Origin of the sequence: Curtobacterium sp. BRB10 (assembly GCF_031844325.1) — a bacterium.
Classification (GTDB): Bacteria; Actinomycetota; Actinomycetes; order Actinomycetales; family Microbacteriaceae; genus Curtobacterium; species Curtobacterium poinsettiae_A.
Map to the genome: position 1 here is coordinate 190181 of NZ_JAUZVA010000003.1, position 18712 is coordinate 208892.

Consider the following 18712-nt stretch of genomic DNA (forward strand, 5'->3'; position numbering starts at 1 on the left):
GGGCCTGTGGCTCCGAGGCCCAGTGCCTACGGGGTGTCGGAGGGATGCTCGGTGACGATCTGCAGCTCGGGCCGCTTCGCCGACACCCCGTCGCCAGACGAGGTGTGCTTGATGCGCCGGACCACCCACGGCACCAGGTACTCCCTGGCCCAGCCGAGGTCCTCGGCGCGGGCCTCACGCCACGGCCGTGCCTCGAGCGGGTCCGGGTTGAACGGTTCGAGGCCGTGCGGCACACCGAGGGTGTCGAGCACCGCGGCGGCGATCGTCGAGTGGCCCATCGGGGAGTGGTGCAGCCGGTCGGGAGCCCACATCCGCGGGTCCCGGAGCACGCGGAGTGCCCACGTGTTCGCCACCAGGGCGCCGTGCTTCAGGGCGATGGCGTGCAGGTTCTCGTTGTAGATCGCCGTCTTGCCACGGACCATGCCGAGCACCGGGGTCATCCCGACGTCGGGGCCGGTGAACAGCACGACGGTGGCTCCGTCGCGGCGCAGGTCGGCCACGAGCCGGTCCACGCGCTCGGCGAGCTCGTCCGGGTCCGAGCCGGGGCGGATGATGTCGTTGCCGCCGGCGGACACCGTGATGAGGTCCGGGTGCAGGGCGACGGCGGCCTCGGCCTGCTCGTCGATGATCTGCTGCAGCAACCGCCCCCGGATCGCGAGGTTCGCGTAGGCGAAGTCGTCGGTCTGGTGTGCGAGCACCTCGGCGACGCGGTCCGCCCAGCCGCGGTTGCCGCCCGGGACGGTGGGGTCGGGGTCCCCGATGCCCTCGGTGAACGAGTCACCGATCGCGACGTACCTGGTCCAAGGATGACGATCTGACACGTTCCGGACCCTAGTCTCGTGGCATGACGAAGGCCAACACGGACGCCGTCGGCTGGTCGGTGCCGGACGAGTTGCTCCACCGCATCGCCGAGCGCGCCCCCGGCTACGACGCCGCGAACGCGTTCTGCACCGAGGACCTCGACGAGCTCCGCGCCGCCGGCTACCTGCGGATCGGCGTCCCCGTCGAGCAGGGCGGGGCGGGCCTCGGCCTCGGGGCCACGGCTCGGGTGCAACGCGCCCTCGCCCAGGCCGCGCCGGCGACGGCACTCGGCCTCGGCATGCACCAGGTGTGGGTGCAGGCGGCCCGCAGCGTGACCGCGCGGGGTGGGTCGTTCCTCCAGGCCGTCACCGACCACGCTGCGGACGACCACCTGCTCGCATTCGGGGTGAGTGAACCCGGCAATGACGCCGTGCTGTTCGACTCGTCGACCACGGCGGAGCCGGACGGCGACGGCGGCTACCGGTTCACCGGCACGAAGGTCTTCACGTCGCTCGCACCGGCGTGGGACGTCATGAGCGTCTTCGGCAAGGACACCTCGGGGTCGGAGCCACGGCTCGTGCACGGGTTCGTCCTGCGGTCGGACGGCGACGTCGAGCACCTGGACGACTGGGACACGCTCGGGATGCGTGCGACGCAGAGCCGCACCACGAAGCTGCACGGCGTGCACGTCCCCGCCGACCGCATCGTCCGGTCGCTGCCGGTCGAGCCGAACCAGGACCCGCTCGTGTTCGGGATCTTCGCGGCGTTCGAGCTCCTCATCGCGTCGGTGTACGTGGGGATCGCGGAGCGCGCGATCGCGCTCGCGGCGACCGCCGTGGCGGGGCGGACCGCGGCTGACGGCACCCGACGGTCGCAGGACCCCGACGTGCGGCGGGCGATCGCCGACCTGCGCGGTGCGGTCGACGCGATCACGCTGCAGGTCGACTCGCTGGCGCGGTCGGTCGACGAGCTCGACGACCTCGGCGCCCGCTGGTTCCCGCTGCTCGTCGGGACGAAGGCCCGGGCCGTGGACACCGCGCAGCACGTCGTGGACGAGGCCGTGCGCGTCGTCGGTGGCTCGGCGTTCCGGTCGTCGAGCGAGCTGGCGCGGCTGGCGCGGGACGTCCGGGCGGGGCAGTACCACCCGTCGTCTCGGGACTCCGCGGCGCGGACGATCGCCGCGTCGGTGCTCGGCCCGCTCGGCTGAGCGCGGCGTACGGTGCCGCGGCCGGTGAGCAACCGCGCACGACGCGACGAACCTCGCACCGCGCGGTCGTGGGCACTCCCCGCACGGCGATGTCGGCGGCGCCTGGCATCATCTCGGTGTGAGCAAGCAGGACGGACGGAACCGCCTCGTCTCCGACGCACCGGTGGACGACGTCTCGGCGACCGTGCTGCACGTCGACATGGACGCCTTCTTCGCCTCCGTCGAACTGCTCGACCGCCCCGACCTCGTGGGGCTGCCCGTCATCGTCGGACACGACTCCGACCGCTCCGTCGTCACCGCCGCCACCTACGAAGCCCGTCGCTACGGCGTCAACTCGGCGATGCCGATGGCCGTCGCCAAGCGCCGCTGCCCGAACGCCGTGATCGTCGAGCCGCACTTCGAGAAGTACCGGGCGAAGTCCGCCGCGGTGATGGCGATCTTCGACCGGTTCACCCCGCGGGTCGAGCGCCTCGGCATCGACGAGGCGTTCCTCGACGTCGCCGGTGCCCTCCGGCTGTACGGCACTCCGTGGCAGATCGGCCAGGCGATCCGCCGCACGGTCTTCGCCGAGACCGGACTGCACTGCTCCGTCGGTGCGGCATCGACGAAGTTCGTCGCGAAGCTCGCCTCCAGCCGGTCGAAGCCGGACGGCCTGCTCGTGGTCCCCGCCGCCGACACCGTGGCGTTCCTGCACCCGCAGCCGGTGTCCGCGCTCTGGGGCGTCGGCGGCAAGACGCAGGAGACGCTCGAACGCCGGGGCATCCGCACGGTCGGCGACCTGGCGAACACCCCGCTCGGGTCGCTGGTGTCGGCACTCGGCCCGGCCGGCGGGCAGCGGCTGCACGACCTGTCGTGGGGTCGCGACCCCCGCGTGGTCGACACCGGCGTCGGCGAGAAGTCCATCGGGCACGAGGTCACGTTCGGCCGCGACCTGACCGAGCGCGACGACGTCGCCCGCGAACTCCTGCGCCTGGCCGACAAGGTCGCCGTCCGCCTGCGCCAGGCCGACGTGCAGGCCCGGACCGTGGCGCTCAAGGTCCGGTACACCGACTTCACCACCCTCACCCGGTCGCGCACCCTGGCGGAGCCCACCGACGTCGCGAAGCGCCTGCACCGCGAAGCCGTCGAGCTGTACGACGTGCTGCACCGACCGGGCAACCGGATCCGGCTGATCGGGGTCCGCGGCGAGAACCTCGTGCCCGCGGCCGCGAGCAACGCCCTGTGGGACGACGACGCGCCGTGGCGCGACACCGAGACCACGGTCGACGCGGTCGCCGCACGCTTCGGCGCCGGCGTGCTGCGACCGGCATCCCTGGTCCGCCGGACTCCTGACGGCGGCGTCCCGCACGCTCGGCAGGACTGACGGTGGCGGTAGAATCGGGTTCAGTGAGCGCAGCGGAGTACGAAGACCAGCAGCCCGCCACGCTGTGGGCGGAGTCGGGTGACGACCAGCCCGGCGCAGGCGGATCGTCGCCGACGCACCAAACCCAGGCGCACCAAACCCAGGCGCAGGGTGACGCCGCCCGTGACGAAGCCGACGCCGCGGCCCTGGCCGAAGCGGCCGGCAACTCCGCCGTCCAGCACCTGTCGCCCGCGTTCCCGGACCGGGCCGCCTGGGGCACGGCGTCGAAGCTCCGCGCCTGGCAGATCGAAGCGCTCACGAAGTACTTCGAGAAGGAACCCCGCGACTTCCTGACGGCAGCGACCCCGGGTGCCGGCAAGACCACCTTCGCGCTTCGACTGGCGACCGAGCTCCTGGCCCGCGGCACCGTCGACCGCATCGTCGTCGTGGCCCCGACCGAGCACCTGAAGCGCCAGTGGGCCGACTCCGCCGACCGTGTGGGCATCCGGATCGACCCGATGTTCAAGAACGGCGACGGCATGTTCGGCCGGCACTACCAGGGCGTCGCGATCACGTACGCCCAGGTCGGCATGAACCCCGAGGTGCACAAGCGCATCACCGAGGGCGGCCGCACCCTGGTCGTCCTCGACGAGGTCCACCACGGTGGCGACGCCCTGACGTGGGGCGACGGCATCCGAGAAGCGTTCTCCGGTGCCACCCGCCGGCTCTCGCTGTCGGGAACCCCCTTCCGGTCCGACACCGCACCGATCCCGTTCGTGCAGTACGCCCCCGACGAGCAGGGCATCCGCACCTCGATCTCCGACTACAACTACGGCTACGGCCGAGCCCTGAAGGACGGCGTCGTCCGCCCGGTGCTGTTCATGGCCTACGCCGGACAGATGCGCTGGAAGACCCGGATGGGCGACGAGATGTCGGCATCCCTGGGCGAGCAGGTCACGAAGGACATCACGGCGCAGGCCTGGCGCACCGCGCTGTCGCCAGAGGGCGAGTGGATGCCGGCCGTGCTCTCCGCCGCCGACAAGCGTCTGACCGAGGTCCGTCGTGGTGTGCCCGACGCCGGCGGTCTGGTCATCGCCACCGACACCACCACGGCGCGCGCCTACGCCCGGATCCTGCAGCAGATCACGGGGGAGCGTCCCACCGTGGTGCTGTCCGACGAAGCCGCCGGGTCGAGCCGCATCAGCGCGTTCGCCGAGGACACCTCGCGCTGGATGGTCGCCGTCCGCATGGTGTCCGAGGGCGTCGACGTCCCACGGCTCTGCGTCGGGGTCTACGCCACGAGCGCGAGCACGCCGCTGTTCTTCGCCCAGGTGATCGGCCGCTTCGTGCGTGCCCGTCGCCGCGGGGAGACCGCGAGTGTCTTCCTGCCGAGCGTCCCCGGCCTGATGGCCCTCGCCGCCACCCTCGAGCTCGAGCGCGACCACGCCCTCGACCGCCCGAAGGACGCCGACGACGGCATGTACAACCCCGAAGACGCGATGGTCGCCGAGGCCAACAAGGAAGACCGCGCGTCCGAGAGCCTGCTCGAGGTCCAGCCGTTCGAGGCGCTCGACTCGCAGGCGTCCTTCGACCGCGTCCTCTACGACGGCGGTGAGTTCGGCACCGGTGGCGAGGTCGGTTCCCTCGAGGAGCTCGACTTCATCGGCATCCCCGGCCTGCTCGAACCCGACCAGGTGCGCGACCTCCTGCGTGCCCGTCAGGCGACACAGGCCAAGCGCTCCAAGGGCCGCACGGCCAAGGACGGCCTGCCCAAGGCGTCCGAGCCGGACCGCCCGATGTACATGACGATCAAGGAGCAGCGCACCGAGCTCGCCCGGCTCGTGTCCATCTGGTCCCGCCACTCGAACGAGCCGCACGGATCGATCCACGCCGAACTCCGGCGGATCAGCGGCGGCCCGGCCGTGGCACAGGCGAGCATCGAGCAGATCCAGAAGCGCATCGACATCCTGCGCTCCCGCATCGGCGGACGACGGTGACCGCGGCGTGATCGAGCCGGTCGACGACCGCACCTGGTACGTCAAGCGCGACCCCGAGGCGTCACCCGAGGCGATCATCGACCGCTTCGGCGGCGGCTACCGACTGCGCCGGTTCTCGCTCACCGAGTCCCGCCGCACCCCGCACGGGGTGTTCACCGGACCCGAACTGGCCGAGACCGCGTGGTGGCGGCTCCGCGACAGGCCGCGGAACTCATGACGCGCCAAGCCAAAGTCCGGTAGACCGGAGGAATGGCAGACTCGATCCCTCACGTCCTCGTCCTCGGCGGCGGCTCCGCTGGCTACACCACGGTCAAGCAGCTCCAGAAGCACGCGGCCACGGTGCCCATGCGCATCACGCTCGTGGACCAGAACACCTACTACACGTACCTGCCGTTCCTGCCCGAGGTCGCCGGTGGCCACATCGCGCCGAAGGACGTCACCGTCGAGCTGCGCCGTGCACTGCGCAAGACCCGGGTGATCCAGGGCAAGGTCACCGCGATCTCGTCGGCGGACAAGACCGTCTCGATCGCGACCGCCGGCGGCGACGACCGCACCCTCGGCTACGACCACCTCGTCGTCGCCCTCGGTTCCGTCACCCGCACCTTCCCGACCCCCGGGCTCGAGGAGTACGGCGTCGGCTTCAAGAGCGTCGAAGAGGCCGCCTACGTTCGCGCCAAGCTCCTCGACAACATCGCGAAGGCCGCTGCCACCCGTGACGAGGACGAGCGTCGCCGTCTGCTGACCAGCGTCTTCGTCGGCGGTGGCTACACCGGCGTCGAGGCGATCGGTGAGCTCTTCGACGTGTCGCAGGCTGCCATCAAGACCTACCCGTCGCTCGCCGGTGAGCAGCCCCGCTGGGTGCTCATCGACGCCCTCGACCGCGTCGCGCCCGAGGTCGGCCCGGAGCTGTCCAAGTGGACGCTCGAGTCGCTCCGCGCCCGTGGCATCGACGTCCGCCTGAAGACCACCATGCCGAGCGCCGAGGGCGGTGTCGTCAAGTTCTCCGACGGCGACGAGTTCGCCACCGGCCTGCTCGTCTGGACCGCGGGCGTCAAGCCGAACCCGCTCCTCGACGCATCCGACCTGCCGCGCGGGCCGAAGGGCCACCTCGCCGCGAACGCGAAGCTCCAGGTCGAGGCCGAGGACACCCACCAGGTCGTCGAGGGCGTCTGGGGCCTCGGTGACGTCGCGCAGGTGCCCGACCTGACCGCCGACAAGCAGCCGGCGTTCTACCCGCCGAACGCGCAGAACGCCGTGCGCCAGGCCGTGGTGGCCGCCGACAACATCGTCGCGACCATCACCGGCAAGCCGCTCGAGGAGTACCGCCACCCCTCCATCGGCACCGTCGCGTCGTACGGTGTCGGCAAGGGTGCCGCGAACATCAAGGGCATCAAGATGACCAACCTGCTCGCGTGGCTCGCGCACCGCGCGTACCACGTGTACGCGATGCCGACCCTGAACCGGAAGGCCCGCATCATCATCGGCTGGATCACCGGTGCCGTGTCGGGTCGCGACGCGACCTCGCTCATCAAGGAGACGGACCCGCGACGCAACTTCGTCGAGGCGTCGAAGAGCTAGGAGGCGGAACGCGGCATCAGGCCGCAATTTCGTCGAGGCGTCGAAGAGCTAGGAGGCGGAACGCGGCATCAGGCCGCAACTTCGTCGAGGCGTCGAAGAGCTAGGAGGCGGAACGCGGCATCAGGCCGCAATTTCGTCGAGGCGTCGAAGAGCTAGACGCACCCACAGATCGGACGGGAGGCGCGGTGCCAGCTGGCACCGCGCCTCCCGTCCGTCCGTCACGTGCGTTCGCACCCACCTGCCGCTCTCCGGCATACTGACTCCCTCGGCGCCCACGGCGACGAGGTCCCGGAAGTCGACCGACACGTGCGCCCCACCACCACCACCTCCTCCGTCCGATCGTGCCTCCGATGCGGCGCCGAGCGTCACGACAGCACCGTCCACCGGTGCCCCGGTCCGGCCGACCCGCTCCGCGCCTTCGGCCTCGACGCCGGAGCCCGAACGGTGCTCGAGGTCCTGGGCGGGATCGGGCAGCCCTCCCTGGTCGGCGGAGCAGTCCGCGACGCGCTGCTTCGGGAAGCCGGGCGCGGACCGACCACCACCGGTGACGTCGACGTCGAGGTGCACGGCACCAGGACCGATGTGGTCGTCGGAGCGTTGCGTGCGGCCGGCGCGATCGTCGTCGAGGCCGGTGCGGGGTTCCCGGTCCTCAAGGTGGTGCTCGACGGATCCCGCGTCGACGTCGCAGTGACGGCGGAGTCCGGTGCGCTCGATCCGGTCACGGTGTCCGCCCTCGGTCGGGACTTCACGGTGAACGCCGTCGCCTGGGACCCCCGCACGAACGTGTTCCTCGACGCGGTCGGTGGGATCGACGATGCCGTCATCGGCGTGCTGCGGCACGCTTCCGAACGCTGCAGTGAGGACCCGCTCCGGGTCTTGCGTGCCGTGCAGCTCGTCGCCCGGTTCGACTTCGCCGTGCACCCCGCGACGCTGAGTCTGGCGCGGTCGATCGCGGCACGGTTCGAGTCGATCGCCACCGGGCGGATCTGGCCCGAGATCCGCAAGCTGGCTCTCGGCGACCACGTGTCGGCTGCCCTCCGAACGCTGCACGACAGCGGCTGGGAGCGACACCTGCCCGAGCTCGCCGCGGTCCGAGACGTGCCGCAGGACCCCCGGTGGCACCCGGAGGGTCCCGTGCACGTCCACCTCGGAGCGGCGGGGGACGCTGCCGCCCGCGCCTGCACCGCGGACGGGATCCGGGGTGACGACCGGGTCGTCATCGTGCTCGCCGCCGTCCTGCACGACCTGGGGAAGGCCGGCTCCGGCACGCAGGTCCTCGCCGACGACGCAGGTGCGGTCCGCATCCGCAGCCTGGGCCACGAGGTGTCCGGCGCTGCGGCAGCAGCAGTGCTGCTCGGTCGCCTCGGCGCGCCACGCCACATCGTCGAGCGGGTCGTTCCGCTCGTTCGCGAGCACATGGTCCCGCACTCGTCCAACGGCGCGCCACCGTCCGTTCCCGCTGCTCGGCGGCTGTTCCGACGGCTCGGATCCTCCCTGCCCGCGATGGAGTCGTGGGCCCGGGTGTGCGAAGCCGACTCGCAGGGGCGTGGTCCGGGGGCGAGCCGGTCCTCGGCGTGGTCGTGGTTCGACGTCGCGCTCCGGGACCAGGTCGCGCGTCGACCCGTGCGGCTGCTGTCCGGCCGCGACCTCGTCGACGCGGGACTCACCCCGGGGCCGGTGTTCCGCGAACTCCTCGTGGCGTCCGCGGCGGCGCAGGACGACGGCGTCTTCGATGACGTCGCCGGAGCCCGCGCTTGGCTGCGCCGAGCCGTCGACGCACGCCGGTGACGGACGGGAGGCGCGGTGCCAGCTGGCACCGCGCCTCCCGTCCGTCTGTGCGGACGTCCACCGCCTGTCCGCGATCTGCGGTCCTGTGTCCGCTCCAACGTGGCGCGCGTCAGCGTGGACGGACGAGCGAGAGGAGCGTCCATGCGCGCCATGACCTACCGCGGCCCGTACCGGGTCCGCGTCGAGGAGAAGCCGGATCCCCGGATCGAGCACCCGAACGACGCGATCGTCCGGGTGGAGCGGGCCGCGATCTGCGGGTCGGACCTGCACCTGTACCACGGCATGATGCCCGACACCCGGGTCGGGCACACGTTCGGCCACGAGTTCATCGGGGTGGTCGAGCAGATCGGCTCGTCCGTCGAGACCCTGTCGGTCGGGGACCGCGTGATGGTCCCGTTCAACATCTTCTGCGGCACGTGCTGGTTCTGCGCCCGCGGACTCTTCGCGAACTGCCACAACGTGAACCCGAACGCGACCGCGGTCGGTGGGATCTACGGGTACTCGCACACCACCGGCGGGTACGACGGTGGGCAGGCGGAGCGCGTGCGGGTGCCGTTCGCCGACGTCGGACCGCAGGTGATCCCGGACTCGCTCGACGACGACGACGCCCTCCTCATGACGGACGCACTGAGCACCGGGTACTTCGGGGCGCAGCTGGCGTCGATCCGCGAGGGCGACACCGTCGTGGTACTCGGTGCCGGGCCGGTCGGACTGTTCTCCGCGGCGTCGGCGTGGTTCATGGGAGCCGGCCGGGTGATCGTCGTCGACCAGCTCGAGTACCGGCTCGAGAAGGCCCGGAGCTTCGCGCACGCCGAGACGATCAACTTCGCCGAGGTCGACGACGTCGTGCTCGAGATGAAGAAGCAGACCGACTTCCTCGGTGCGGACAGCGTGATCGACGCCGTCGGAGCCGAGGCGGACGGCAACTTCACCCAGCAGGTCACCGCCTCGAAGCTCAAGCTGCAGGGCGGGGCCCCGACGGCGCTCAACTGGGCGATCGACGGCGTCCGCAAGGGCGGCACGGTCTCAGCGGTCGGCGCGTACGGGCCGATCCCGAGCGCGGTGAAGTTCGGTGACGCGATGAACAAGGGCGTCACGATCCACACGAACCAGGCGCACGTGAAGCGCCAGTGGCCGCGGTTGCTCGAGCACATCCAGGCCGGGCACTTCAAGCCGAGCGACATCATCACGCACCGCATCCCCCTCGAGCACATCGCCGAGGGGTACCACCTGTTCTCGTCCAAGCTCGACGGTTGCATCAAGACCGTCGTCGTGCCGTGAGGAGGCCCGACATGTCCGACCACACCCCGTACATCGCCGATCCACCCCGTCGGGTGCCGTCCTCCGAGGAGCTCCGTGCCCGCATCCCGGGGTGGGGGAGCGACCTCGACCCGGCGGACCGGCCGTCCGTCCCGAAGCTCTCACGCGAGGCCGACGCCGCGACCGGCGCGCACTGGGACGTCCCGTCGCAGCAGCCCGGCGCTGCCGGCAGGGAGCGGTCGATCGAGCACGCGCACGTCACGCCGGTGTTCGGCACCGCGCAGCCGCTCCGAGGGGTGCCGGGAGCGGTGCGGCGCCTGGCGTACGCGAGGTTCAGCGAGGGGCGCCTGGCGCACTGGATGCTGCTCGTCGTCGCGGACCGCCTGGACGTCGCGACGCACCGGGTGACCGATGCGCTGCGGGGTCGGCCGGACCGGGTGATCAGCGAGACCGGTGTCGCGGCGGAGCGTGGGAACCACCCCGTTGCGTCGCGCCTGGGGTCGGGTCGATCGGATTGGCGGCACCAGGTGCTCGACCCGATGGTCGCGAACTGGGGCTGGCTCGCGGCGCTCGGCGCCGTCGTGCTGGCGGCGCGGCGGGTGCGCCGCTCGCGCCGCTCGCGCTGACCGCCGGGCGCCGGGCTTGCGCCCTGGTGCGGCGTTGCCCACTCGGTGCGACCTTGTTCCGTCACACGGAGTCCGCAACGTCGCACCGGCCCGGCACGTGGTCGACCTGAGCGAAGCGAAGTGGCGCCCCAGAGGCGGTGACGCCCTGAGCGCAGCGATGGCGGCACTCGCCGGGAAGACACAACAGAAAATGCCCCCTGACCGAAAGGTCAGGGGGCACGCATTTCCTGTGTCCGAGGGGGGACTTGAACCCCCACGCCCTAATACGGGCACTAGCACCTCAAGCTAGCGCGTCTACCAATTCCGCCACCCGGACAGGGTGTCTGGCGTCTGTTTCCCGGGTTCAACCCGGCGTTCCTGCCGAGAGAAGACACTAGCACGGGTCTGAACGCGCGATGAACACGGCCGCGCATCCCGGGCGAGTCCTGCGTTCCCGGCCTCGGCGACGGGGTCGGCGCCGACCGATACCGTGGAGCCATGACGAACCCCGGGCCCTCCGAGCCGCAGTCCGTGCCCGAGCTCGAGGCCACCGCGGCGATCGCCCGCGACCTCATCCGCATCGACACGACGAACTGGGGCGAGGGGAAGTCCCGTGGGGAGACCGAGGCGGCCCACTACGTCGAGGACAAGCTCCGCGCGTTGGGTCTCGAGCCGCAGTTGTTCGAGTCCGAGCCGGACCGCGTGAGCGTCGTGGCGCGGGTGCCCGGTCGGAACCGTGACAAGCCGGCGCTCGTGGTGCACGGACACCTCGACGTCGTGCCGGCCGACCCCGCGAACTGGTCGGTCGACCCGTTCGGTGGTGTGGTCAAGGACGGATCGCTGTGGGGTCGGGGCGCCGTCGACATGAAGAACATGGACGCGATGATGCTCACGTCGCTGGCCGACGTCGTCGAGCAGCACGGGGCGCCGGAGCGTGACCTGGTGATCGCGTACTTCGCCGACGAAGAGGCCGGGGGAGTCCTGGGATCCCACCACGTGGTCGACCAGCACCCCGAGGTCTTCGCGGGGGCGTCGGCGGCGATCAGCGAGGTCGGCGGGTACTCGATCACGCTCGGTGACCGTCGCGCCTACCTGCTGCAGACCGGCGAGAAGGCGCTCATGTGGGTGAAGCTGATCGCGCGCGGCACCGCCGCCCACGGCTCGCACGTGATCCGCGACAACGCCGTCACGAAGCTCGCGGCGGCGGTCGCCCGGATCGGCAGCGAGGAGTGGCCCGTCCGGCTCTCGGGCACGACGGACGCGATGGTGGCCGAGGTGGCGCGGTTCCTCGGGGTCGACCCGACCGTCACCGGCCCGGACGAGGTCGCGCTGGCCACCGGGTCGGCGTCGCGGTTCATCCACGCCGCGCTGCACACCACGTCGAACCCGACGGTGCTGACCGCCGGCTACAAGCACAACGTCATCCCCGACGCCGCCGAGGCCCTGGTCGACATCCGCTGCCTGCCCGGCGACGAGGAGTCCGTGCTCGAGCGGGTGCGGGAGCTCGCCGGCCCCGAGGTCGAAGTGGTCATGTCGTTCCGCGACATCGGCCTCGAGCAGGACTTCGGCGGCCCGCTGGTCGACGCCGTCCGCGACGTCCTCGGCCGGCACGACCCGGGCGCACCGGTCCTGCCGTACCTGCTGTCCGGCGGTACCGACAACAAGGCGCTCTCGACACTCGGCATCGCGGGGTACGGGTTCGTGCCGCTGCAGCTGCCAGCCGGTGTCGACTTCCCCGCGATGTTCCACGGCGTGGACGAGCGGGTGCCGCTCGACTCGCTGGCGTTCGGTCGGCGAGTGCTGGCCGACCTGCTCGCCACGTACTGATATTGTTCATGGTCGCCGTCGTGGCGGTGCCCTGACCGACCTCACCCCTGAAAGGCCCGTGCGATGCACATCCTCGAGGCGATCTTCCTCGGCTTCGTCCAGGGGCTCACCGAGTTCCTGCCGGTGTCCTCCAGCGCGCACCTGCGCATCGTGGGGCTCTTCCTGCCCGACGCGAAAGACCCCGGTGCGGCCTTCACCGCCGTGACGCAGCTCGGCACCGAGACCGCGGTGCTCATCTACTTCTGGAAGGACATCACCCGGATCATCGGGCGGTGGTTCCGCTCGGTGGTCAAGCGTGACGTGCCGAAGGGCGACCCCGACGTCCGTCTCGGCTGGCTGGTGATCCTCGGCACGATCCCGATCGGGGTCGCCGGGCTCCTGCTCAAGGACTCGATCGAGACCACGTTCCGGTCGCTCTGGATCGTCGCGATCGTCCTCATCGTGTTCGGCGTCGTGCTCGGGGTGCTCGACCGGGTCGGTCGCAAGGAGCGGCGCATCGAGCAGATGACCTTCCGCGGTGGCCTGCTCATCGGCCTGGCGCAGATGCTCGCCCTGGTCCCCGGAGTGTCCCGTTCCGGCGCGACCGTGTCGATGGGTCTCGCCCTCGGGTACACCCGTCCGGCGGCAGCACGGTTCGCCTTCCTGCTGGCGATCCCGGCGGTGTTCCTGTCCGGGTTCTACGAGGCCGCGACGAGCCTCGGCGACCACGGCTCGCCGTTCGGACTCGCCGACACGCTCATCGCCACCGTCGTCGCGTTCGTGGTCGGGTTCGTCGTGATCGCGGCGTTCATGAACTACATCAGCAAGCGCAGCTTCATGCCCTTCGTCGTCTACCGGATCGCACTCGGTATCGTGCTCATCGTGTTGTTGTCGCTCGGAGTGATCCAGCCGTGAGGGCCTGGCAGGCCCCATCCGTCCCCGACGTCCCCGGCGCCGCGCCCCGACCGGTCGTCCACGACACCGCAACGGGCAAGCCGGTGGACCCCGCCCGCGACGAGGACCGCGCCGCGCTGTACGTCTGTGGCATCACGCCGTACGACGCCACGCACCTCGGCCACGCGGCGACCTACCTGGCGTTCGACACGCTCGGCCGTGCCTGGCGTGACGCGGGGCTCGACGTCGAGTACGCGCAGAACGTCACCGACGTGGACGACCCGCTGCTCGAGCGTGCCGCACGCGACGGCGTCGACTGGCGTGAACTCGCTGCCTCCCAGGTCGACCTGTTCCGCCGCGACATGGAGTCGCTGCGGATCCTGCCGCCGGACGACTTCGTGGCCGTCACGGACGAGGTCGAGCGCGTCGCCGAGGCGGTCTCGTTCCTGCAGGAGTCCGGCTACGCGTACGAGGTCCCGACCGACGGCGCCGAGGGCGACGACCTGTACTTCGACGTGAACCGCCCCGCCGACGCGTGGACGCTCGGCGACGAGAGCGGTCTGGACCGCGAGACCATGCTCGCCCTCGCAGCCGAACGCGGCGGCGACCCGGATCGTCCGGGCAAGCGTGACCCGCTCGACCCGCTGCTGTGGCGCGCTGCGCGTGACGGCGAGCCGGCCTGGGACACCGAGATCGGCCCCGGGCGCCCCGGCTGGCACATCGAGTGCAGCGTCATCGCCGGTGACCGCCTCGGGCTGCCGATCAGCGTGCAGGGCGGGGGGAGCGACCTCGTCTTCCCGCACCACGAGATGAGCGCCGGGCACGCTGCTGCCCTCGCGCACCAGCCCCTCGCGAACGCGTTCGTGCACACCGGGATGATCGCCTACCAGGGCACGAAGATCTCGAAGTCGCTCGGCAACCTCGTCACCGTGCGCGGGCTGCTCGACGACGGCGCCGACCCCCGGGCCATCCGGCTCGCGCTGCTGTCGCACAAGTACTCCGACAACTGGGAGTGGTTCGACACCGAGCTGACGAGCGCCCAGACGCGGCTCGCCGGCTGGGACGCCTGGGCCTCGGGAGCGTCCGCAGGGCACGCCGACGACGCAGCCGACGTCGCGGCACGCATCCGCGCGCGGGTCTCCGACGACCTCGACACCCCCGGTGCCGTCGCCGCGGTCGACACGGCGATCGCGGGCGGCACGGCGTGCACGCCGGAGCTCCTCGACCTGATCGACGCGCTGCTGGGCATCCGGCTGGCCTGATCCCCGTCCGCCGGGTGGTCGCGACATGTCGCGTGCGTGCCGCCGAGGGGTCGGAAACCGTCGCCGAGGCGGTCCGCAGCCGACAGTTCGCGACCACTCGCCGGACGTGAGCGGCGTGTCGTGATCGCACACCTCGCGACGGACGGGAGGCGCGGTGCCAGCTGGCACCGCGCCTCCCGTCCGTCAGCGGGTGACGGCTACTGCTGTGGCCGCCACGGCCCCTCGCCACCGGCGGTGCCGCCGTCCTTGCCGTCCTTGCGCTCACGGCGACGGAGGTACTGCTCGAACTCCTGCGCGATGGCGTCGCCCGAGGCCTCGGGGGAGTCGACGGTGTCTCGTGCCTGCTCGAGCTGCCCGATGTAGGACGCCATGTCCTCGTCGTCGGCGGCGAGGGCGTCGATGCCCTCTTCCCACTCGGTGGCGTCGTCGAGCAGTGAGCCGCGCGGCACCGTGACGTCCGTGAGTTCCTCGATCTTGTCGAGCAGCGAGAGCGTGGCCTTCGGCGAGGGCGAGTTGTGGACGTAGTGCGGCACCGACGCCCACAGGGAGAGCGTGGTCAGCCCGGCCGTGTCCATCGCGTCGGCGAGGACCCCGAGGATGCCGGTCGGGCCCTCGTACGAGGACTTGTCGACGTCGAAGGCGGCGCGGACCCCGGCGTTCTCGCTCGACACGAACACCGAGATCGGTCGGGTGTGGGGGACATCGGCGAGCATGGCGCCGACGAAGACGACGGCGTCGATCGAGTAGACGTCCGCCAGGTCGATGATCTCCGAGCAGAAGCCCCGCCAGGTGCGCGAGGGTTCCGGGCCGACGAGGACGAAGACGTCACGGTCGGTGGGCGAGCCGGTGGCGCCGATGACCGGACGCCCCTCGGCACCGGGCCCGTACAGCACGATGCGGGGCCACTGCACGCCGCGGTCACCGTTGTCGTCGGTGCCGACGGTGGGCCGGTTGAACTGGTAGTCGACGTACCGCTCACCGTCGAGTTCGCGCAGCTCGTCGAGCCCGAGCGACTCGACGATGCGACGCGCCAGACCGCTCGCGGCCTCGCCGGCGTCGTTCCAGCCCTCGAAGGCGACGACGAGCAAGCGACCGTCGCTGAAGGGGGAGTGCTGTGGCACGGAGCGGACCTCCTGGTGGTGGAGCGGAGCGGGGCGGGAGCGGTGCCCCCGGCCGGACACGATTCAGGCATCCACTGTAGGCCCAGGGGGTGTCGGCGCACGCGCGCGTCCGCGCCCAGCGGAACGGCCCCGGTAGACTCGTCGCCCGTGACCGCGCATCCTCCTGCCCTCGTCCCGCCCGCAGCCGTGCTGTGGGACATGGACGGCACGATCATCGACACCGAGCCGATCTGGCAGCGGTCCCAGGTCGACCTGACGAGCCGCTACGGCGCCGAGTGGACCCACGAGGACGGCCTGTCCCTGGTGGGCAGCGGTCTCGAGCGCTCCGGTGAGCTCCTGCGCGCCAAGGGCGTCGACATGGAGGTCGAGGAGATCATCCAGTGGATGACCGACTACGTGATGGAGCACCTGCGCGCCGGCGAACTGCCGTGGCGGCCGGGTGCCCGTGAGCTCGTCGAGGAGCTCCACGCCCGCGGCATCCCGACCGCCCTGGTCACGATGTCCCGTCGCAAGATGGCGCTCGTCGCCGCCGAGGCACTGGGTGAGCGCGGCTTCCGCGTCGTCGTCGCCGGCGACGACGTCGACCGCCCGAAGCCGTTCCCGGACGCGTACCTGTCCGCCGCCGCGCAGCTCGGCGTCGAGCCCACCGCGTGCGTCGCGATCGAGGACTCCGCCACCGGCGTCGCGTCGGCGGTCGCCTCCGGCGCCGTCACGGTCGCCGTCGAGCACATCGTCCCGCTCTCCGAGATCGCCGGCGGCGACGTGCACCTGACCACCCTGGCGGGCGTCGACGTCGACCGGCTGGTCGAGTTGACGACGCCGGCCCTGACCGCACGGGCCGGGATCTCGGGAGGCGCGGTGCCGGACCCGGCGCACGCTGCGGACACCGAAGGGGTCATCCGATGAGCCACACCGACGACGCACGCGACGAGGCGGACGCGAGCCGCGCCTCCAGTCCGACCGCGGACCCGACCGCAGCGCTCCCGCACACCGCGGGTGGCGCCCCGCACACCCCGCCGCGCGGCCCGTTCCGGGCCGGCGACCGCGTCCAGCTGACCGGTCCGAAGGGCAAGCTCACGACGCTGTCGCTCGAGACCGCGGGGGAGTACCACACACACCGCGGCGTGCTCCGGCACGACGACGTCATCGGGCAGCCCGACGGCTCCGTCATCCGGGCGAGCACCGGTGACGAGTACCTGGCGCTCCGTCCGCTGCTCAACGACTACGTCATGTCGATGCCGCGTGGTGCCGCGATCGTCTACCCGAAGGACGCGGCGCAGATCGTGGCCTTCGCGGACGTCTTCCCGGGGGCCCGCGTGGTCGAGGCCGGCGTCGGCTCGGGGGCGCTGTCGCTGTTCCTGCTCCGCGCGATCGGCCCGACCGGGCAGCTGCAGTCGTTCGAGCGCCGCGAGGAGTTCGCGGCGATCGCGAAGGGCAACGTCGGCACCTTCCTCGGTGCCGTGCCGGACAACTGGTCCGTCACCGTCGGTGACCTGGTCGAGTCGCTGCCCGACGCGACCGAGCCGCAGAGCGTCGACCGCGTCGTGCTCGACATGCTCGCGCCGTGGGAGTGCGTGGACGCCGCGGCCGACGCCCTCGTGCCCGGCGGACTCATCGTCTGCTACGTCGCGACCGTCACGCAGCTGTCCCGCACGGCCGAGGCCCTGCGCGACACCGGGCGCTTCACCGACCCGATGCCGAGCGAGACCCTGGTGCGCACCTGGCACGTCGAGGGCCTCGCCGTGCGCCCGGACCACCGCATGGTCGGGCACACCGGATTCCTCGTCACCGCGCGACGCCTGGCCGACGGGACGGTGCTGCCGAACCTGAAGCGCCGCGCGGGCAAGGCGGAGTTCTCGGACGAGGACGTCGAGGCCTGGACCCCCGGTGCCGTGGGCGAGCGGGCGACGAGCGACAAGAAGCTCCGCAAGGTGGCCCGGCAGTCTGCGGCGCAGGCGCGCAAGGTCGCGGCGGCCGAGGCGTCGTCGGCGGCGGATGGTGCTGCGGCGCCGTCCGAGCGCGCTGCGGCATCGTCGGATGCCGATGCGGCACCGTCCGGGGCCGTCGAGGACGACCGGTAGGCTGACGGCGTGCCCGTCCTGCATCGAACGGAAAGAGGGTCCGTGCGCACCATCCCCGCACTCCTGGTCACCATCGGTCTCGCGGTGTCCCTCACCGCCTGCGCGTCGAACGGTGCCGGCACCACGCCCTCGAGCTGTGCCGCTCCCGGCGCCGCGTCCGAAGCGGTGACCGCCACCGGCAAGTTCGGCTCGGAGCCGAAGGTCAGCGTGCCGAAGGGCCTGACCACCAAGGGCACCCAGGTGTCCGTGCTCGAGCAGGGCTCCGGTCGCACGATCGACGACGGCACGCCCGTCCTGGTCGAGTACACCCTGGTCGACGGCTCCACCGGCGAGGTCGCCCAGACGAGTGGCTACTCGGGCCAGACGGCGCCGATCACCGCCGGTGCGAGCAACTACGGAGCCCTCGGTGCCTCACTGCAGTGCGCCCGCGTCGGCGATCGCCTGGCGGTGGCCCTGCCGAAGAGCGCCCTGAGCAGCACCGACGGCACCGGTGGCAGCTCCTCGTCGGGGAAGACCGAGGACGCCGTGATCGCCGTCATCGACGTCAAGCGCGCGTTCGACGCCCGCGCCACGGGCACCCCGCAGCTCGCCGGCGACAAGATGCCGGCCGTGGTGCTCGCCCCGTCCGGCGCCCCCGGCATCACGATCCCGTCGTGGAGCGCCCCGAAGTCGAACGAGTCGCACCTGCTCCGCAAGGGCGACGGCCGCGAGCTCACCGCGAAGGACACCGCGGTCATCAAGTACACCGCCGTGACCTGGGGTGCCGACCCGTCCGTCGCCGGCTCCAGCTGGACCGACGGATCCGGCGCGCAGGCCATCCCGCTCACCAAGGGCCAGGTCGACGAGGGCGTCCGGACCGCCATCGTCGGGCACCACGTCGGCGACCAGGTCCTGGCCATCGTCAACCAGCAGGGGACCGCGTACGCGTACGTGATCGACGTCCTCGGGGCGATCTCGAACTGACCCGGTC

The 18712-nt window shown here is 71.7% G+C and carries 16 protein-coding genes and 1 tRNA gene; 14 read left to right on the forward strand and 3 right to left on the reverse strand.

What is annotated here, in order from left to right; genetic code table 11:
• Window positions 1–26: 26 nt before the first annotated feature.
• Complete coding sequence (locus Q9R26_RS07670; protein WP_182065056.1) at window positions 27–821, reverse strand: SGNH/GDSL hydrolase family protein; 795 nt, start codon at window positions 819–821, stop codon at window positions 27–29.
• A gap of 23 nt (window positions 822–844) precedes the next feature.
• Between Q9R26_RS07670 and Q9R26_RS07675 the strand changes: the two genes are divergently transcribed.
• The 8 genes from Q9R26_RS07675 to Q9R26_RS07710 all read left to right on the forward strand — a co-directional run bounded on the left by Q9R26_RS07675 (window position 845) and on the right by Q9R26_RS07710 (window position 10599).
• Window positions 845–2008, forward strand: coding sequence for an acyl-CoA dehydrogenase family protein (locus Q9R26_RS07675; RefSeq protein WP_311226937.1), 1164 nt, complete (start codon window positions 845–847; stop codon window positions 2006–2008).
• Between the two features lie 118 nt (window positions 2009–2126).
• Window positions 2127–3371: a DNA polymerase IV gene (gene dinB / locus Q9R26_RS07680; RefSeq protein ID WP_262138173.1), complete on the forward strand. Its 1245-nt coding sequence runs from the start codon at window positions 2127–2129 to the stop codon at window positions 3369–3371.
• Window positions 3372–3556: 185 nt separating this feature from the next.
• The gene (locus Q9R26_RS07685; protein ID WP_311227128.1) at window positions 3557–5347 is read left to right on the forward strand and encodes a DEAD/DEAH box helicase; all 1791 of its coding nucleotides are present in this window, start codon (window positions 3557–3559) and stop codon (window positions 5345–5347) included.
• Window positions 5348–5354: 7 nt separating this feature from the next.
• A complete protein-coding gene (locus tag Q9R26_RS07690) occupies window positions 5355–5564 on the forward strand; it encodes a hypothetical protein (RefSeq protein ID WP_017887301.1) in 210 nt (69 codons plus the stop codon).
• A gap of 32 nt (window positions 5565–5596) precedes the next feature.
• Entirely contained in the window at window positions 5597–6925 is a 1329-nt protein-coding gene (locus Q9R26_RS07695; protein ID WP_027465651.1) for an NAD(P)/FAD-dependent oxidoreductase, read from the forward strand.
• Window positions 6926–7369: 444 nt separating this feature from the next.
• Window positions 7370–8713: an HD domain-containing protein gene (locus tag Q9R26_RS07700; RefSeq protein WP_311226938.1), complete on the forward strand. Its 1344-nt coding sequence runs from the start codon at window positions 7370–7372 to the stop codon at window positions 8711–8713.
• 141 nt (window positions 8714–8854) lie between these two features.
• Window positions 8855–9994, forward strand: a complete 1140-nt coding sequence (locus tag Q9R26_RS07705; protein WP_311226939.1) for a zinc-dependent alcohol dehydrogenase — start codon at window positions 8855–8857, stop codon at window positions 9992–9994.
• Between the two features lie 11 nt (window positions 9995–10005).
• The gene (locus tag Q9R26_RS07710) at window positions 10006–10599 is read left to right on the forward strand and encodes a hypothetical protein (RefSeq protein WP_311226940.1); all 594 of its coding nucleotides are present in this window, start codon (window positions 10006–10008) and stop codon (window positions 10597–10599) included.
• Between the two features lie 230 nt (window positions 10600–10829).
• Here the strand turns inward: Q9R26_RS07710 and Q9R26_RS07715 are convergent.
• Window positions 10830–10915 (reverse strand) — tRNA-Leu (locus Q9R26_RS07715).
• 161 nt (window positions 10916–11076) lie between these two features.
• Here Q9R26_RS07715 and Q9R26_RS07720 point away from each other — a divergent pair.
• The 3 genes from Q9R26_RS07720 to mshC all read left to right on the forward strand — a co-directional run bounded on the left by Q9R26_RS07720 (window position 11077) and on the right by mshC (window position 14540).
• A complete protein-coding gene (locus tag Q9R26_RS07720; protein WP_182065050.1) occupies window positions 11077–12405 on the forward strand; it encodes a M20/M25/M40 family metallo-hydrolase in 1329 nt (442 codons plus the stop codon).
• A 63-nt stretch (window positions 12406–12468) separates the two neighbouring features.
• Window positions 12469–13299 carry an undecaprenyl-diphosphate phosphatase gene (locus tag Q9R26_RS07725; RefSeq protein ID WP_027465647.1) on the forward strand — a complete coding sequence of 277 codons (831 nt, stop codon included), beginning with the start codon at window positions 12469–12471 and terminating at the stop codon, window positions 13297–13299.
• Window positions 13296–14540 carry a cysteine--1-D-myo-inosityl 2-amino-2-deoxy-alpha-D-glucopyranoside ligase gene (mshC, locus tag Q9R26_RS07730; RefSeq protein ID WP_311226941.1) on the forward strand — a complete coding sequence of 415 codons (1245 nt, stop codon included), beginning with the start codon at window positions 13296–13298 and terminating at the stop codon, window positions 14538–14540. Before Q9R26_RS07725 ends, mshC begins: the two co-directional genes overlap by 4 nt.
• Window positions 14541–14737: 197 nt before the next feature.
• On the opposite strand, the gene Q9R26_RS07735 is transcribed toward mshC, so the two are convergent.
• Complete coding sequence (locus Q9R26_RS07735) at window positions 14738–15661, reverse strand: proteasome assembly chaperone family protein (protein WP_182065047.1); 924 nt, start codon at window positions 15659–15661, stop codon at window positions 14738–14740.
• Window positions 15662–15808: 147 nt separating this feature from the next.
• On the opposite strand from Q9R26_RS07735, the gene Q9R26_RS07740 reads away from it, so the two are divergent.
• Genes Q9R26_RS07740 through Q9R26_RS07750 form a run of 3 tightly spaced genes read left to right on the forward strand, consistent with a single transcriptional unit; the run spans window position 15809 to window position 18705 of the window.
• The gene (locus tag Q9R26_RS07740) at window positions 15809–16567 is read left to right on the forward strand and encodes an HAD family phosphatase (RefSeq protein WP_311226942.1); all 759 of its coding nucleotides are present in this window, start codon (window positions 15809–15811) and stop codon (window positions 16565–16567) included.
• Window positions 16564–17742 (forward strand): tRNA (adenine-N1)-methyltransferase, encoded by a 1179-nt coding sequence (locus tag Q9R26_RS07745; protein WP_311226943.1) that lies wholly within the window; start codon window positions 16564–16566, stop codon window positions 17740–17742. Before Q9R26_RS07740 ends, Q9R26_RS07745 begins: the two co-directional genes overlap by 4 nt.
• Before the next feature lie 42 nt (window positions 17743–17784).
• Entirely contained in the window at window positions 17785–18705 is a 921-nt protein-coding gene (locus Q9R26_RS07750; RefSeq protein WP_182065045.1) for an FKBP-type peptidyl-prolyl cis-trans isomerase, read from the forward strand.
• Window positions 18706–18712: the final 7 nt, after the last annotated feature.

Bases quoted from the DNA above. Each gene is read 5' to 3' on its own strand.
- Q9R26_RS07710 (WP_311226940.1), top strand. From the start codon at position 10,006: ATGTCCGACCACACCCCGTACATCGCCGATCCACCCCGTCGGGTGCCG.
- Q9R26_RS07705 (WP_311226939.1), top strand. From the start codon at position 8,855: ATGCGCGCCATGACCTACCGCGGCCCGTACCGGGTCCGCGTCGAGGAG.
- Q9R26_RS07675 (WP_311226937.1), top strand. From the start codon at position 845: ATGACGAAGGCCAACACGGACGCCGTCGGCTGGTCGGTGCCGGACGAG.
- Q9R26_RS07725 (WP_027465647.1), top strand. From the start codon at position 12,469: ATGCACATCCTCGAGGCGATCTTCCTCGGCTTCGTCCAGGGGCTCACC.
- Q9R26_RS07720 (WP_182065050.1), top strand. From the start codon at position 11,077: ATGACGAACCCCGGGCCCTCCGAGCCGCAGTCCGTGCCCGAGCTCGAG.
- Q9R26_RS07695 (WP_027465651.1), top strand. From the start codon at position 5,597: ATGGCAGACTCGATCCCTCACGTCCTCGTCCTCGGCGGCGGCTCCGCT.
- Q9R26_RS07745 (WP_311226943.1), top strand. From the start codon at position 16,564: ATGAGCCACACCGACGACGCACGCGACGAGGCGGACGCGAGCCGCGCC.